We start from the raw sequence: 16,939 nt of genomic DNA, 5'->3' as shown, positions 1-16,939 counted from the left end.
GGTATGGGAAAAAGTATGGGAAATGGGTGGCTACACTGCCCGAAGGAGGAAAAATGAAGAAAATACTTGCAGTTTTAATGCTTTCTTTGACAATGCTCGGATGCATAACAGGTTGCGGTGAAAAGTCAGAGCTGTCACCTAATGATCCTGTAACTCTTACCTTGTGGCATGTATACGGCGAGCAGGCAAGCTCACCAATGAACCTGCTTGTAAATGAGTTCAATCAGACAGTAGGTCGCGAAAAAGGAATAATCATAAATGTTACTTCTATGACAAACGCATCCGAAGTAGGACCGGAATTACTTGATGCACAGACCGGTCATCCCGGTGCTCCGGAAATGCCCGATTTGTTCTTCTGTCACAATAACAACGCAGAGGCTCTCGGCAAGGATAACCTTGTAAACTGGAACGAGCGGTTCACGCAGGAAGAGCTTTCACAGATCGTACCGGAGTTTCTGGCGGACGGAATGGTTGACGACAGCCTTGCGGTATTCCCGGTATCAAAATCCACACATCTTCTCTTTATGGCAGACGGTGTATTCGGGCGTTTTTCTGCTGACACCGGTGTTACATACGAAACTCTTTCCACATGGGACGGCTTCTTTGAAGCGGCGGAAAAATATCATGAATGGTCGGGCGGCAAGGCTTTTTGTGCGGTAGACTATCCTTTGCGCTGTATCGAGCTTTACGCAATGTCGCAAGGCGCTGACGATTTTTATAAGGACGGCTGGTACGACTACTCAAATGAAACCTTTAAGGACTGCTTTATGAAGTTTGCTTCATCCATATCCAAGGGACACATTATGGTATCCGATCTTTATTCAAACACCCAGGTCATGACGGGCGAGGTTGCCTGCGGTATCGGCTCAAGCGCTTCAATTCTTTACTATAATGATACAATCACATACCCCGACAATACAAACGAGCCTATGAATCTTAAGGTACTTCCTCTTCCGCAGGCAGGAAACGGCAAGAATCTTGTTACCCAGGCAGGTGTAGGACTTGCTTGCTGCAAAACCACCACTCAAAAGGCTGAAGCTGCATCAGTTTTTGTGAAATGGCTCACAGAGAGCGACAGAAATCTCGCTTTCGTTTCGGAAACAGGATATATGCCGATAAAAAAGGACGCCTTTAATAAGATTAAAGCTTACGAATTCAAGGATGAGGGATACAAAAGTCTTTATGAAGCACTCGGACATACAGCAGAGAATTGCACTGCGGTAACCGAGCCCAATTTCCCCGATTATTACACTAAGGTGTATGATTTTTACGGTGATGTCCGTATCGGACAGCGTAATCCCGATTTATATGAAAATTCCGAAGCCCTTGCCGAAGCGATATGGAAAATGTTTACTTCGGTAAATTAAATTCGGTAGATTAAACGGAGGAGAATATGCGTTTTTCCAGGTTTCTTTCCAAAGGGAAGCTGAAAATGAGAGACAGTCTGTTCGTATATATGATGATTCTGACTGTCGTAATACTCGTTGTAATCGCCTTTGGAATGATTATGCTCGGAACCTTTGCAAAGCCCTCTGATACTTTTGCAAATACTTTAAAGCTTCAGATGGAGGTTTTTGAAAAGGAAATCACCTCACATCACGAGGAGCTTGCAATGAGAGCTGCAAACCTTTCATCAGAAGCCTCAAGAATACTGTCACACTATCTGAGAACAAATGGACTGGATTTCGAAGATCTTGATGACTCTCCCGAGCATATTGCAGATATACAAAGATTGCTTCTTGATCTTTTAAAAGATGAAATTCTCAAATCGGAAAGCTCGGGCATTTTCATTATGCTGGATACTACCGTAAACAGCAATTCAAACAAGGATGGACATTCAAGATCCGGTCTTTATGTTCAGCGAGGCTCACAGAACTTATCCGACGAAACACTTCTTCTTTTCAGAGGTGATGCCGCTATAGGAAAAGAAGCATCGGTTATGCCTCACAGAAAATGGCAGCTTGAATTTGATACGAGGTTGTTTCCTGATTACGAAGAGATACTTAAAATTGCTCCGGATGTTCCCCTTGAAGCAGCATACAATTTCACAGATATTGTAACTATTCCCGGAACAAGCGAAAATGCGACTTTGCTGACGGTACCGATTCTCGGAACCGGCGGTAATGTTGTTGGAGTATGCGGCTTTGAGATAAGCGAGCACGCCTTCAAAATGAAGCACGCACAGTCTACAATTCTTGAGCATCTAATGTGTCTGTGGCTGACATCAAGAGACAACATCAGTGCCGACAATGCGATGATTTGCGGAACCGAGGACGGATATTTTCTTCCTCCTGCAGGTAATATAAAAATCAGTAAGGCTGATGACGGACTTTTGGTGTTCGAAACAGAAAACGAAATATATATAGGGCTTGCAGGCTCACCCGAGTATGACACAGAGGGCAAAAATGTGCTTCTTGTCATGATGCCGAAAAAGGATTTTGACAAGGCTGTCTCCACAAATGCTGTACAGATTGTTGTATTCTTAATACTTCTTTCCTCTTTCGCCATATCGCTATGCCGTATCTTAAGCAAACGTTTTATGAAGCCGATAATGGAAGGCCTTGAACAAATAAGAAGGTTTGAACATTCCCAATCCGATTCAAGATTTTTGGAAATCAGCGACCTTTTTGGTTTTCTTTCGGATAAGGACAAGGAATACGAAATCGCCTACGAGGAGCTTTCGGAGGAAAAGGAAAAAGCCGAAACCGAGCTTGCAAGGGTACAGGGCGAAATTGAAAAATTGTCATATTCTCGCAAAAACGAGATAAATCCCGAGGATTACGAAAATTTTGCCATAGGCATTAAGACACTGACCAAATCTGAACGTAATATTTTTGAAATGTATCTTGCAGGGAAAACAGCTAAAGAAATTATTGAAATAACGGGCATTAAGGAAAGTACACTTAAATTTCACAATGGCAACATTTACGAAAAGCTTGGTGTTTCCTCAAGAAAGCAAATGTTAAGGTACGCCGCACTTTATACTCAGGATAACGGAGGTAAAATATAATGACACTTGCCGACCGACTGAACAAAATAATAAGCGAACAAAAAATCACAAAGCGTGAATTTGCAGCCCGTCTCGGTGTTACCGAAAACTATATATATATTCTCACGACAAATGGGCGTTCCCGTGAGAATGCCAACAAAAAAATATCTCCTGTCCTGGCAAAGCTTATTGCCCTTGAATTCGGCTATGACGAAAAATGGGTACTTAACGGAGAAAACTAAAGGTGAAACAATGTCAAGTATATCAATCATTTATGCGGCAACCACCGTATTGTCGCTTATTATTGCGATAGGATACTGCTGTGCAATGAAGAAAAAGGAAATATGGATGTTACTTCTGTATTTTTCGGTATTCATAATAAACGGCGGATATTTATGTCTGTCTATTTCAAAAACGCTCGGCGAAGCTCTTCTTGCCAACAGAATAGCATACCTCGGTTCGGCATTTCTGCCGCTATGTATGCTTATGACAATAATGAACGTGTGCAAGACAGGATATAGAAAGATTGCAACGGCAACCCTTTTACCCATAACCTGCATCGTCTTTCTTATTGCGGCAACACCGGGCTACCTTAATTGCTATTACAAATCGGTAACAATAGACATAACCGACGGTCTTACAACGCTTGTCAAGGAATACGGTCCGCTTCACAGAGTCTATGCGCTGTATCTGCTTTTGTATTTTGCAATAATGATAGGAATTATCATATATGCAATGATCAAGAGAAGAATAACCTCGGCTTCCCATGCAACGCTTCTTGCGTCTGTTACACTCGGCAACATCGCCGTATGGGGAATCGAACAGATCATTGACATTGAATTTGAGTTTCTTTCCATCACTTATATAATAACCGAGCTGTTTTTACTTATGCTGTACATAATGCTTCAGGTACAGGAGCATACGGCGAATACAGAATCGGAGGCTTCGCTCAAAACGAAACAGATACCTGTTCCTCAAGCTGTAAAAGAAACAGAAGCAGCGGAAACTACGACCGCAAATACAGAAACAGAAGAAACAACCGAAGAGCCGATAGACGAGTATAAGCGTTTCTGCGACGGTATTTCGCTTCTTACGGTAACCGAGAGAAAAATATTCGACCTCTACGTTTCGGGAAAAAGCACTGCGGAAACGGCAGAAGCTGTAGGCATAAAGGAAAACACCCTTAAATTCCACAACAAGAATATTTATCAGAAGCTCGGTGTTTCATCAAGAAAACAGCTTCTTTACTATGCCAATCTCTCAAACGAAACCGAAGTATCGGAAAATTGAATGTATATAACAAAAGTCCCCGGAGCAATCCGAGGACTTTTTTGTTTGGATATGTAATTATTCTGTCATATAACCTTCGAGAATCTTACGGATCTTTCCCATGCCTTCCCTGCCGTTTTCGGGCATACACTCATTGGATACTCTGATATATCCTGTGCCGGTTTTGAATTTTACTGCAACGAGCAAGCCATCCTCGGAGATTGTATTTCTCATAGTGTTCCAGCCGTGCATATGATATTCGTCGGCAATAAGGTCACACTCATATGAGCCGTAGAGCCTTGCATCATAGACATTTTCTGTTTTTGTTCCGTCGGATTTTACCTCTGTTACACGAAGCTCTGTTCTGTCCTCCTGATTGCCCTCGGCGTCTGTTTCGGATATATAGTAGAGAGCTATGGTATACGTTTCGGGGTGACCGTCAGCAACGGCTGAAGTTGCACGGTAATACTCATAAAGAAGTGTTTCTTTTATGCCTTCTTCAGGAGGAGTGTACACCATGTCATTTTTTGTCACACATTCAAGCTTCGCATCATACGGAGGCATAACAAACTCTAACTTATATCCGCCGAAATCGGAATAGGTCGCATCTATTGCCTTTCCGCTGAGGTAAAATCTATAGCTTGTGTCGGTTGCAACGTACGGAAAGTGGAGCGTTACCTTTTGCCCTGCCTTGTAGCTGTCCTTTGCTCCGCGGTACAGATCCTTACTGTCGTATTCCATTCTGTATTTTTCACCGCCTGAGGAAGTCAGTGCTCCGAATAACGCTGCAACACCTACGGCAGCTGCGGCGACTATAACTATTATCTTCATCGCTTTTTTCATTTACTTGGAAAGCTTGGTGATTGCGCTGTCGCACTTGGTGATAAGGCTTGCTTTGTCCTTATTGTCGTCGGGGAATGCTTCAACTGTTGCCTTTGCAGCCTGTGCATCCTCAAGTGTACCCCAGGAAGCTATGTTATCGATGGCACTTGACTTTACATTCTTTGAAGCCTCTGCGTCAGCAACGATAGCAAGCATTGCATTAACAACTTCTCTTTCATCAAAGTAGTCGGCACTTGCTCTCCATTCATCATATTTTGCCTGCGAACCCTTCATTTTGATGCCTGTAAGACCGTTCCATGAAGGAATGTCGGGGTTTGTTGTGTTCATTGTGTAATATTCCATTGTGAGCTTGTAAGCTGCTTCGGAGGTATTATCATGCGTAGGATATGCATACCAGATATCGGTAAGTCCGAGAAGAGCATTGCCGTGGAACTTCTTTGCAAGAGATTCATCCATAAGAACCGTTTTGTAGTTTTCCACAAGTCTGTCGTCGCCGATCTCTCCTGCGTATCTTAAAGCACTTCCCTTTACTGTATCATCCGCATCGTTCATAAGTGCGATCGCTGCTTCAAGTGCCGCATCCTTACTTTCAATATCAAATCTGTCAAATGCAGTGGTAACTGCTCTTCTTAGGTTTGCATCTTCGCTCTTTGCGAAAGGAAGTGCAAATGCCCAGAATTCATCATTGTTACCGTAGGACTGAGGAAGTCCCTTAAGCACTGCATAAACCACCTTGGGTTCTGTTTCGGAAAGAGCCTTTTCGAGAAGAGGTGCATAGATTTCGGCATCCGAGCTAATATTGTTGGTAGACTGCTGTCTGTAAGCATAAGCTCTTGCAAGGTCATACTTACTGCCGATAAGATAGCTTATTACTTCCTGATTAGCTGCATTTACAGTATTTGCACCGCTGTCCTTTATAAGCTTTACAGCTGCGACGATAGTATTATCGTTGTCAAATTCATAGTCATCCTTTGTATCAAGGAATGCATAATTTTCATAAAGCTTTGCAAATTCCTGTGCTGTGGGATTTGCCGCATCTGCAAAATATTCCTTTACAAGGTCTTCTGCTGTTTTTGACATAAATTCAGCCTTTAATTCTTCAAAGCTCTTTTCTGCGGGGACTTCCGGTTCATCGGGTGTTTCGGGTGTATTTACTTCCGTGTTATTATTCTCCGGATTCTGTGTGGGAGTTTTATCGCCACCGCAAGCGGCAAGGAAAATACACATAAGTGCTGCTAACATTAATACCAAAAACTTTTTCATAACAGCTTCTCCTTTTAATTTTATATTTTAACTATAATCAGACGGAAACAATCGGCTATATCTTCGATAATTGGTTAAATTTTTTCAAAAATCAGCATTCCACCCATAAATTCAAGACAGCCGTCATCATCGAACTCAAGAGGCATTGGATCTGTGCCCATGCTTTCGTTATGGCAGAAATACTTGTCATCTCTTTTAAGCCACTCGAATTTGTCTGCAATTACAAAGCCGTCGTCTGTAACCTCAGCTCCTTCTGCTCTTGCTTCTTCAATTGCTTGAGCCGGAATGGGAATCATCATTGTGAGTTTTCCGTCCTCGGTAATATCAAGCACCAAGCTTGCCATTTGAGCCTGTTCTTCGTCTTTCTGTTCTTCCGGAATAGCATTAAACTCATCAATGGTGATAAGCTTTGGCTCATCTCCTTCGAAGTGTATAATCTTTTTAACTTTCCAATTTCCTACAATACTCATGGCAAACTCCTTTTTTTAGAATTTTCCGCCTTTTCCGCCATATGTTCCACCGGAAGATGACTTGTGTGTTGAAGAACCACCGGATGATGATTCATTTTCTTTTTCTCTGCGGTCAACTGTTCTGTATAGGAAGAAGTCACGGGAGTTTGCGATGCTAAGGCTTCCGGGCTTCAAGTAACTTGTCGCCTGTGTCTTGAACGCAACGCTCTTGAGCTGACCTTTCCATATGCTTGTTATTATAAGAGAAACCAAAAGACCAATGCCTACTGAAACGAGAAGGCTCATCGGCAAGTCATAGGGCTCTTTTGGCATATTTCCCACGTCGTAGGGTTTGCCTGTTTTTGCCTGTGTTATAAACTCGTCGGTATACTGGATATATGCTCTGAATGCACCTGCATAGTCACCGTCGGAAAGAGCAGGAAGGAACTTTTCGGATATGTAATCTATTCCCGCATCTGTCATTGCGGTAATTCCGAAGCCCTTTGTGAGATAATACCAGTCACTTTCTTCCATGCTGATATACAGCATTGCACCGTCGTCGCCGTAACCGAGATACTCATACCATTCGGTAGCATCCTCTTCAACGGTAAGACCTTCTTCCACAGCATCTACCGTGAGAATGGCAATATCCATTCCTTGTCTCTCGCTTACTTCATCAAGAAGAGCAAGAATTTCAGCGTTTTCGCTTTCGGTAAGAAGCGGTACTTCTGTTAAATCCTGCAAACGATAATACTCATCTTCGGCAGCAACGCCTACTGTCAGCATTATAACCGACAATATTGCAACAAGCAGTGTAAATATTCTGTTTTTCATAATTCACACCCCCTCAAATTAACCAGAGCAGATAAGATATGCCGAGACATACTGCACTTATCACACCTGTAAGTCCGAAAAGCCATCTCTTGTATGCACCCTTGTCAAGAGGGAGATCGCCCACAAGCTTGCCTGTCTGACCGTTCATTGCAAAGGTGTATTTCTGACCGTTCCAATCGGTGTTGAGAAGCCACACGGGGAAAAGGGCATACTTTGAAGTGCCGTTTTCAAGATTTATACTTGACATTACGGGTGTTACGGTAGTGTAACCGTCAACTGTTGAGGCAAAAGCATCTTCGGTGCTCTTCTTGATTCTTTCATTTGCTCTTTCAATACTTGTTTCGGCGTCAACGTCATATTTGTCAGCAATATAGCCTGCAAGATATGCTGTTTGGAAATCGACAGCCTGTGAAAAGTCAAAGGGTTCAATTGATTCCATAAGGTCATCTGCCATCTTTGTCGAGCCGTCAACGGGAACTTTTTCAAAGCCGAGTGAGCCTTGACGAGTTACATTATAAAAGCTTGTTTCGGTGTATTCGTACCTCGAATCACTCCAATGGCGAATACGTGTTGCTCTGTATCTGATGTTGGCATCGGCCTCTGCATCAAAGAGCCAGAAAGGAACGTAAACGCCCTTGATTTCTTCAATATGATTCTGGTCTCTGAAAACTTTAGGAAGGAACCTCTTGCCTTTATAGTGGTTAAGGAGCGCTTCCTTCGCAGCTTTCTTATCAAGCTTAAATGGAATAACAAAGTCAGGCTTCAGAGCACCTGAGAACTGTCCCATCATAACAACCTGATTTCCGCAATAGGGGCATTTTGAAGCTGCCAGCGTATCATCGCCTACAATTTCGCCTCCGCAGGAGTTACACCGGTATGTACGAAGGCCGTCTGCTTCTCCTTCCTGCCACTCGGAACCTGCATTCGTTTCCCACTGCATGTTGCTTTCCGAGTCGTTCTGAAGCTCACTGTCATAGGAAGCAAGGGTTTCCATTTCAAATTCGTTGCCGCAGAAAGGACATTTCATTTTCTGAGATTCTGCGTCAAACGCTATCGCACCGTCACAGCACGGGCATTTGTATTCTTGTAAAGTAGCCATATAAACACTCCTTTCAAATTACTGTATTATCAGCCTACACCGCAAAGTATAAAGCTGTCATATCCGTTTTCTGCCATAAAAGCCGTCAGCGGTTCGGCGAAATCATCGAGAATGGACAGAATAAGCAGCTCACCGTCATACATAATACCGTAAGCTCCCGTCAAAGCTTCATTTTCGCCGAGTGTAAGGTACAATGTAAGAGCTTCGGCATGCCATGAGCCGCGAAGGTCTTTTTCTGTCACATCGTCCCTTGTTACATAATAGTGCGCCGAGCCATCGGGAAACAACTCAAGGTATGTTTCTGATTTTTCAGAGATTATTCCCCATGAGCCGATAAGGTAAGAGTAATCTTCCTCTTCCTCGGGCCCGGAAGCCTCTGCAAACTCAAATGTTGCACCGTTCTTGCCCCACAGTATGGGATCGCCCTCTTCGTGTGTAAGAATGAGATAAGTTCCGTCATCACGGTAATCCATATCCCACTTAAAACCGCACTTCAGTTCATACGGGTCTATAAACAATTCATCGGAATCTTCATAGTCGTTTGGCGGTCCACCGTACATATCAAGAATGATCATATCACGCTCGGCATCAAAGCTCCATTCGCCCATAAACCACTCTACAGGCTCGCTGTTTCCAACGCCGTATACGTAGGTTGCTGTTCCGTCTACGTAAAGTTCAAGGCTCATTGACATAAGCTCGTAGTCGCCGTTTTCCGATTCTCCGAACCAGCTTCCGCAGAATATGGGATCTGCTCCATCTGCAAGACCGTTCTGAATGTCATAATACTCTTTTATTTTCTCATAAGGCGAAAAATCGTAAATATCTTGATTCTCTACAAGCTCTCCGTCCTCGCCCGAAAGACAGGGACTGTATTCAAGGGTGCTTGTGCTTATGATCACATTTGGTATTATTTCGCTGACATTGCAAAGAAGAAGGAACGGTTTTCCATTTGCCGATTCGCCTAAAAGCTCACCCTTTTCAAGCTCATAGGTTTCTTCATCAGGTACTGCGTCGTATACCTTGACTGTTTCTGTACTATCGGCAGGTACAACAAGATACATCTCGTTGTTTTCGTTTACGATAAGGTCACCAAGCTCCATTTCTTCAACAAAGGGATAGTCTTCATACAGTCCTAAATATTTAAAATAATCTTTTGTGTCATCAAATGTTTCAACAAAGTATCCGAGATATGCAACACCCAGCTTTGCACCGCTGTCGGATATCTGCTTTCTGAGTTCTGTAAGTAACTCGTCTTCCTTTTCTGATTTATCAGGTTTTGATGTTGTTTTGTCACCTTGACTGTCATCAGTTTCTGTTACATCGTTATTGTTTTTCACATCAGGCTTATCGTTCTCTTGAGTGCAGGAAACAAACAGCATCGCACAAAGTGTAAAAACAAGCAACAATGATATTATTTTCTTCAATGTTATCACCGCCGTCAATACTGAACACCTGCAAGAGCCGCATCAGCCTTTGCGATAAGCTCTGTTCTGTCACCCTCAAGATATGTACCGAGACTTTCTGCCGCCGCTGCCGCTTTTTCTTCGACATTTTCGTCACCTGAAGCCGCAGCCTTTACCGCACCTGCAACATCCTTGATTGCTGCCCACTGCTTTTTTGCGTTGTTTATGGAGTTGCCAAGAGTTTTCTGAATACCGAAGAGAGTATCAAAATACTTTTCAAGCGACTTAAATTCAAGGCTGTTGCTTATCTCAAAGCGGAAGCTGTAAAGACCTGCCGTATTGTGGAAGAACATACGGCAAAATTCCTTCTTTTCTATCTTGCCCTCGGAATTTTTCACCGACTCTTCCTCATATTCATAGGAAGCGAGATCTGCTATTCTGTAAACGCAGGCAAGCTGGCTTTTGCCGAAAACAATGAACTTATATCTTGTTTCAACAAGTGCCATAAGTCCTGTTGAGGGTGACACATAAAGGGGGGCACCAAATCTCTTCAGCTTTTCTTCCTTGACCTTTGTTTTCTGCAAAGGAACAAAAATCTGATTCCATACTTTTGTACCCTTTTCAACCTGCTCAATGTGTGATTTTACCTCGTCAAGAGTTGCGGGAACAAAATCGAAGATTTTAAGACACTTCTTTGCACATACCTTACGGCAGATATATGTCTTATCCGCCAGCTGCTGTCCTGTAAACAGATTAACTTCTGCTCCGCATATTGCACATGTGTTCTTTGCCATAATAAATACCTCCGTAAATGTATTTTTTTGTTTTTGTTTTATTATCTGATTATTCAAAAATAAGTTTTTTACCACACTGTGGACAGAATTTATATTTTGCCGATACTACCGTTTTGCACTTTGTACATACAAAATGGCTATGCACATACAGCGTATAGAGAGTTTCCGTCGGAAGAGGTCTGTCACAATCGGGACAAAAGAGAAGCTCCGAATCAGCTTTTGCACCGCATTCCTTGCAAACCTTTATTCTTTTCATTACCTCGGGACCGAAGCCATAGTGCTTCATATTCTCAAGACGTATTTTTTCATAAGGTGCTGTCATAGTTTCATACCTCTCCCCCCTCATAACGCAGTTTCTTTTCACAATAGCTGCAGTTGTTTCCCGAACCATTAACCTTTTGTCCGCAATGAGGACAATATTTCGGAGCCTCCTCCCACGGAGCACAAGCTACACACTCAAAAACCTCGGCGTTAAACATTTCAGAGCTTACATAAATCCCACATTTGTGACATAGATTGAAGTGCTCTTTTGCGTTTTTATTCCATACACGTTCAAGTTCCTCCTCGGAATCTGCATTTATGGAGCTTGACGTATACTCAAGCGATCCCGATAAATCGCAGAAAAACTGATAACGTAATTTTCCTTCGCTGTCGGTAATCAATCTGTGCTTTGCCATTTTTTTTTGCATAGGCTATCCTCCCTTCGGAAACGCGTTAGAATAACAGAGTTTTTTACGCATCCGTTGGTGAAGTTCATATACAAGTGTTTGCATGCCCCTTGTTATCCTTAGAACGCAAAAATAATATCCTATCGCTTCTGTTCTTGTAAGTATAATTATATATTTTTTTTGAAATTTGTCCCCCGACCAAACACTTAAAAGTTTAGGAAAAACAAAAAAATATTTTGAATTTTAATTCAAAGGTATGGGAAAAAGTATGGGAAATGGGTGGCTATACCCGAGACTTTGGGTATTTGTCCCCTAAGCTTCAAGTCACACCCTCTGTATGTTTTTTCATTGACAGGAACAACGATTTCTCTTACACAAAAGGTATGTGCGCCACTTATTCTGAAATATCCATAATTGAAAATCCGTCTGAGTTTGACCTTTCGGGTGTCGATTAACTTGGATTTTATGGTAAGCTGGAAGCAAAAATAATGTTGGAAGTAATGGAATAAATAACCAAATAGACGGCAATAGGACTTGTGCTCGAATCGAGTACAAGTCCTATTGTTAAATGTTTGATTAAAAATCAAGCAGGGCAGTATGTTACCTACGCCTTGATTGCCAAATATTTAGGTACTGCATCAACAATCCAAAATTAATCTAAGCCGCCAAAATTGCTGAGTAGTGCATTTATAGAATTAATGTCTTGGTCTATTGCTTGAGAATGTTTTTTGATTTTCTTAAGCATTTTATTAATGCTTAACACGAGATCTTTTTGCTCATATGAATCAATATTAGGGATTTTCAATTCATACAAATTGGAACCCGAAAAATTATCTCTTACAGATCCTGATGCCAGTACTTGTATCTGATATTTCATAAACGGAGTTTTCAATAATTGAACGAAATATTTTGAATCAATTTTTAAATCTCTAACTACAACATAAGCTGGACTTGTTACCAAGTTTTTTTCACGCGAATCAATCAAGATTATTGATCCTGTGTTTATTCTGTACGGGTTAAACACAATATCCCCATATTGAAGTTTTTGTGGCAAATCAGTTGCTAATAGCTCATCAACTGTTTTTTCTTCTGTCGTTGTGATTGAACCATCAATGGTTTTTACAACCGAAACATATGTGTATGTCTTTTCAACATCTTCGATAAGTTCTTGCTCCGTGAGGCGATTTCTGCCTAAATTATCTTCTGTAATATCCAGTCCAATAAAAGATTTCATAATATCTTTGGTTTCTTCGCTAAAGAAATAATATGTCGGATCCAATCTTTTAGGGACACTTGTAAAACCTATAGTTAAAAACTTGACCATAGATTCTTTCCAAACTTCGTTCTTGTTGTCATCGCTAAATGCAAGATCAGCGTATTCGATAGGATCCGCTAAAATTTGGCTAAAGTCACCATTTGTGATTTTGTTTGCTAATATTTTCAGATCACTATTTGTATATCCTCCGTTTATTGCTTTGCCAGAAGGTTCAAATCCCGTTTGGTTAACAGAAGCAAAATTGATTGTCATAATTTCAGCTGAGTTAATCCAAGTTTTTTTATCTGAAAATTTGATTTTCTTCATTCGCTCAGCAGTGTTCTTTCTAGCAATCAAAATTACGGTGTTTATTGTGTCTACACCAGACATGACAAACGTATGCTTGGGTAATTTCACAATAGTATCAATGACAAAATGGCTCAGAATGTAATCCCTAACTTTAGAATCATTATTACTAAAGATTCCTTCTGGTAAAACAATTAAGAGTTTGCCGTTTGGTCTTAACATTTTGAATGCTTTCTCGATAAACAGATGCTCTGTCTTTTCCTTTTGATTAACAATATACTCTCTTCCACTCTCGTCTTTCTTTTTGATCTTTTTGGAAAGTGTGTACTTTGCCAAAATATTCTGATCTTCTTCTGTAGAACCGAATGGTGGATTAGCGAGTATGATATCTACTCCGGTAGAAGGATCGGATTCGTTGTACTCCTTCGCAAAATATGGAGTTCCTGTGTAGTCTTTGGTATCCAATCCGTTTCCGTGTTGGATCTGCTTTCCGTCACCCCATAACAGCATGTTCATCTTTGCTGTTCTTACAGCTCTAGGTTCAGCATCAATACCGAAAATTTGAGTCTTGGTATCTTCCAATAGCTGCTCTCGATTTTTTCCTATTAAATCTAAATATTGTTGTTGTGTTTCTTCTATTAATTTTCTTTTTCTGTCAAAAGCTTTAATAAGGAATCCACCTGAGCCGGATGCGAAATCCAAAACCTTATCAGTTATAGATATATCAGCCAACTCTATCATAAATTCAACGACAGATCTTGGAGTGAAGAACTGTCCAAGGCCCTTTCCCCTTAACTGGCTAGGAAGGAATTCTTCAAAAGCTCTACCCTTAATATCGTTTAATGAATCCTTTAAATCAAATCGTCCATCCAATGTTTCCAATATAGCGATCAATGCAGTTGACGATGCGGATATTTTCACATTATTTGCAAAAATACCAGGGTAATGCTCCTTAACTTTCTTTTGGAACCAAGTGTCAACATAATTGGATTGCTCTTTGGTTGTGCCAAACACTTTAATACGTTCAGGAGTTAAGCGTTCTTCGGCAGAGATTTTATCATTGATTATTTTGATAAACAGTATTTTGGAGAATTCATCAAATGATGCAGACGGATCTAATTTGTCAATCGATCTGATTTTTGTATGTATTTGTCTAAACAAACGTCTATAATCAACTATTTTACTTTTTTCTGCATCCATTTTTTTACCATCAAAAGTAGCGGAAGGTGTTTCCATATATTTTTTTACAATTTCTATTAATTCCTTGAAACTATCTGCTTCCATTTCCTCTATCGTTTGGTCGAAAATGATTTCCTTTTTGTTTCCAGACAAATATACCCTAACAACTGTTCTGTAGTAATTTGAAAGAATTGAGATAGGAGTTTCCAACCTAAATGCATAAGAATCTATTTGATCAAAGTATGGCTCAAGCTTTTCGTCTGGAGCTTTCGAGTCAATGACTACCACATTTTCGCCTTTGTCGTTCTTTATGAGAACATCAGCTTCTTTGGTTACAGTTTTTCGTCCCTGAGTAATTTTTACGGGGACATGAAAACTGACATTTTTACCGCTGACCTCCAAAACTTCACCAATTAAATATGCATAAATAAACTTTGTTTCGACATCTGCTTCGGTCAAATACGTATTATTTTTCATGTGTTTTACTCCATTTTCTGAAATTTTTATGAGTGTTGTTTGTAAATGATATCTATACCTCTGTATTTTGTCCGGGCTGTTATTCTATCAACATTTTCAGCACATCCATAATCTGACCATACTCAATATCCGCAGCATACGCAAACTGCTTGCGATACTTGTCCCACATTGTTTTAAGTTCCGGGCTTTCTTCGATGTTATGAAGAATATCGGAAATATCCGCAATCTGCTCTGTAGTTCCCCGGTGATTTGCCGTTGCTTTTAATGCATCCGCAAACACAGCCTTATCGAAGTTCTGTGTTGTGGTCAGTATATAGGCATCATAGAAATCTCTTGGGCGAGTATTAAACACGCCGCGTCGCAAAATGGTTTCCACCTTTTCAGCCATAACGGTTTCTATGTTGTATGCCCACAGTTCATATGATTTCTCATCATCAAAAATTTCAGAGAAATTGTACTGTACTGCATGAGGTGTAATTGCATCACCAGTGGATACATCAATACTGAGTGGCGTCAGCAGAGTATCAAATTTTGCATTCAACATGACACGATAACCGCCGTAAATATCATCTTCACGTATGGGAGATATCGTGCCAATCTCAAACTCAACTCCGTCATCAAATGCGATGTTGCAGACATCCTCCAACGCACCGCGAATCGCTTCCGGTGTAAGAGGGAGATTTTTGAGCGTGGTGTCCATATCCATTGTTGCACGGTTGTCCAGTCCGACAATGGCGGCTACCAACATACCTCCCTTTAATACAAACTTCTCTTTGTATTCAGAAGCAGACAAACGGACAAGCAAACGTTCAAACATATAGTTTTGCAGAATGACCTGTGCAGGAATATTTTTCTGCTTGGCAATATTGCGAATTTTCGCTTTCAGACTCATTGCTTTGCTCATAGGAGTACCTCCAAATATTGACGCAATACTTTATCAACACGCATTTTTTTTGCGCAAGAGTTTAGTTTATTCAAATCTTTTTTGTGGCTCGCCGCATACAGCTTTAATGCCGCAAGGAAAGTTTCTGTTCCCAATTTGTTTCGACTGCGAATTACATCACAGATTGTGCGTTCAAGATCATATGCAGGAACATCATTTCCGGCAGGTGTTCTCAGCGTTGTTTTGCCCAGTTCAAACAACTCAGGCTTGATGTAATACACCTTGCATTCAGATTTAATTGCCGCAGAAGGAATACAGCCAGACGGTGCAGTAACCGTATGCTCAAATGGAGTACGATCAGAAATTCCGTGAAGGTAAAGAGCTGTTTCGTGAGAAAAAATGATTCTTTCTGAACGGTTGCTGATTGCCAATAATTCATCCTGTATATCATCCGGAAGAATGTACTGACCTTTAACAATGCGGTGGATTTTATCTTCTTTGCACAGCTTATAAAGCATTGTCTTAGAGATGCCTTGCTGCGCTGCTATTTTCGTTTCAATAATTCCGCCATGCATTTTTGCAATAGCGGCAAGTTCACTCATATAATCCATAAACTCACCTCGACAATAATAATCCAATAATATTATACACAGTATTATGATTTAAGTCAACAGGCTCAAGTAATCATTCCGAAAATATTTACAATTAAATTATGATTAAAGTCAACAAGATTTCTAGGTTTTAATAAATTTAATTGTTTTAAGAAGCCCCGCCAAACCGTCAGAACTTTTGAGAAAACCTTATATTGAAACAAAAGTACCGGGAGCGTTTTTCGAAAAATTTTTAAAATTTTCGCCTCAAAAAAACATCGATTTCTCCACCTCTACCCCTCTGAAACCCTTGTGGCACAAGGGTTTTCAATTCAAAATTTAAAAAATTCAACTTTTACAGCTCCACCTCTTGTAAATGATTTTTGCTTGTGGTATAATATAGTCGTGAGATGGGAAATATTTCATCGAACAGGGTTTGACAGTGTCTTTGACTGCGTGGACGGTCGAATTCCCGGCAGCTCGATACGCATGGGATCGGGTGTTCAAAATGGAAAGCAGTCGATGCCGAAAGGCATCAACGATTTTTGGGCTTTCCTGGGAGGCATATGCCTTCGCAGGAATGAAACGATTTTTTAAAGCCTTGGGAGAGCTATGCTCTTTTGAGGCAAAACTAATTA

Annotated in this window: 17 protein-coding genes; 5 read left to right on the top strand and 12 right to left on the bottom strand. The window is 40.9% G+C overall.

The annotated features are described in order from the left end of the window. Positions 1-53 precede the first annotated feature (53 nt). Genes E7588_06310 through E7588_06295 form a run of 4 tightly spaced genes read left to right on the top strand, consistent with a single transcriptional unit; the run spans position 54 to position 4,279 of the window. Positions 54-1,367, top strand: a complete 1,314-nt coding sequence (locus tag E7588_06310; protein ID MBE6688875.1) for an extracellular solute-binding protein — start codon at positions 54-56, stop codon at positions 1,365-1,367. A 26-nt stretch (positions 1,368-1,393) separates the two neighbouring features. Beyond that, entirely contained in the window at positions 1,394-3,010 is a 1,617-nt protein-coding gene (locus E7588_06305) for a helix-turn-helix transcriptional regulator (protein ID MBE6688874.1), read from the top strand. Continuing rightward, a complete protein-coding gene (locus E7588_06300; protein MBE6688873.1) occupies positions 3,010-3,231 on the top strand; it encodes a helix-turn-helix transcriptional regulator in 222 nt (73 codons plus the stop codon). Before E7588_06305 ends, E7588_06300 begins: the two co-directional genes overlap by 1 nt. Beyond that, complete coding sequence (locus E7588_06295) at positions 3,122-4,279, top strand: hypothetical protein (protein MBE6688872.1); 1,158 nt, start codon at positions 3,122-3,124, stop codon at positions 4,277-4,279. The genes E7588_06300 and E7588_06295 overlap by 110 nt, the downstream gene beginning before the upstream one ends. A 57-nt stretch (positions 4,280-4,336) precedes the next feature. Here the strand turns inward: E7588_06295 and E7588_06290 are convergent, their stop codons facing one another. From E7588_06290 to E7588_06250, 9 genes are all read right to left on the bottom strand, one after another. Continuing rightward, the gene (locus tag E7588_06290; protein ID MBE6688871.1) at positions 4,337-5,089 is read right to left on the bottom strand and encodes a hypothetical protein; all 753 of its coding nucleotides are present in this window, start codon (positions 5,087-5,089) and stop codon (positions 4,337-4,339) included. 12 nt (positions 5,090-5,101) lie between these two features. Continuing rightward, positions 5,102-6,364, bottom strand: coding sequence for a hypothetical protein (locus E7588_06285; GenBank protein ID MBE6688870.1), 1,263 nt, complete (start codon positions 6,362-6,364; stop codon positions 5,102-5,104). A gap of 74 nt (positions 6,365-6,438) precedes the next feature. Beyond that, the gene (locus E7588_06280; protein MBE6688869.1) at positions 6,439-6,834 is read right to left on the bottom strand and encodes a hypothetical protein; all 396 of its coding nucleotides are present in this window, start codon (positions 6,832-6,834) and stop codon (positions 6,439-6,441) included. 15 nt (positions 6,835-6,849) lie between these two features. Beyond that, the gene (locus E7588_06275) at positions 6,850-7,647 is read right to left on the bottom strand and encodes a TPM domain-containing protein (protein MBE6688868.1); all 798 of its coding nucleotides are present in this window, start codon (positions 7,645-7,647) and stop codon (positions 6,850-6,852) included. A gap of 13 nt (positions 7,648-7,660) precedes the next feature. Next, positions 7,661-8,746, bottom strand: a complete 1,086-nt coding sequence (locus E7588_06270) for a hypothetical protein (GenBank protein MBE6688867.1) — start codon at positions 8,744-8,746, stop codon at positions 7,661-7,663. Positions 8,747-8,775: 29 nt separating this feature from the next. Further along, the gene (locus E7588_06265; protein ID MBE6688866.1) at positions 8,776-10,170 is read right to left on the bottom strand and encodes a hypothetical protein; all 1,395 of its coding nucleotides are present in this window, start codon (positions 10,168-10,170) and stop codon (positions 8,776-8,778) included. A gap of 14 nt (positions 10,171-10,184) precedes the next feature. Continuing rightward, positions 10,185-10,943: a hypothetical protein gene (locus E7588_06260; protein MBE6688865.1), complete on the bottom strand. Its 759-nt coding sequence runs from the start codon at positions 10,941-10,943 to the stop codon at positions 10,185-10,187. Positions 10,944-10,992: 49 nt separating this feature from the next. Next, positions 10,993-11,334 carry a zinc ribbon domain-containing protein gene (locus tag E7588_06255; protein ID MBE6688864.1) on the bottom strand — a complete coding sequence of 114 codons (342 nt, stop codon included), beginning with the start codon at positions 11,332-11,334 and terminating at the stop codon, positions 10,993-10,995. Beyond that, positions 11,270-11,632, bottom strand: a complete 363-nt coding sequence (locus tag E7588_06250) for a hypothetical protein (protein ID MBE6688863.1) — start codon at positions 11,630-11,632, stop codon at positions 11,270-11,272. Before E7588_06250 ends, E7588_06255 begins: the two co-directional genes overlap by 65 nt. Positions 11,633-11,847: 215 nt before the next feature. On the opposite strand from E7588_06250, the gene E7588_06245 reads away from it, so the two are divergent. Further along, positions 11,848-12,066 carry a hypothetical protein gene (locus tag E7588_06245; protein ID MBE6688862.1) on the top strand — a complete coding sequence of 73 codons (219 nt, stop codon included), beginning with the start codon at positions 11,848-11,850 and terminating at the stop codon, positions 12,064-12,066. Between the two features lie 197 nt (positions 12,067-12,263). Here E7588_06245 and E7588_06240 read toward each other — a convergent pair whose 3' ends face one another. From E7588_06240 to E7588_06230, 3 genes are all read right to left on the bottom strand, one after another. After that, a complete protein-coding gene (locus E7588_06240; protein MBE6688861.1) occupies positions 12,264-14,828 on the bottom strand; it encodes a hypothetical protein in 2,565 nt (854 codons plus the stop codon). A gap of 79 nt (positions 14,829-14,907) precedes the next feature. Further along, the gene (locus tag E7588_06235; protein ID MBE6688860.1) at positions 14,908-15,720 is read right to left on the bottom strand and encodes a nucleotidyl transferase AbiEii/AbiGii toxin family protein; all 813 of its coding nucleotides are present in this window, start codon (positions 15,718-15,720) and stop codon (positions 14,908-14,910) included. Positions 15,721-15,728: 8 nt separating this feature from the next. Next, complete coding sequence (locus tag E7588_06230; GenBank protein ID MBE6688859.1) at positions 15,729-16,322, bottom strand: hypothetical protein; 594 nt, start codon at positions 16,320-16,322, stop codon at positions 15,729-15,731. Positions 16,323-16,939 lie beyond the last annotated feature (617 nt).

Source organism: Oscillospiraceae bacterium (genome assembly GCA_015065085.1).
In the GTDB taxonomy this organism is placed as follows: Bacteria; Bacillota; Clostridia; order Oscillospirales; family SIG627; genus SIG627.
This window is presented reverse-complemented; position numbering and strand designations above follow the sequence as displayed.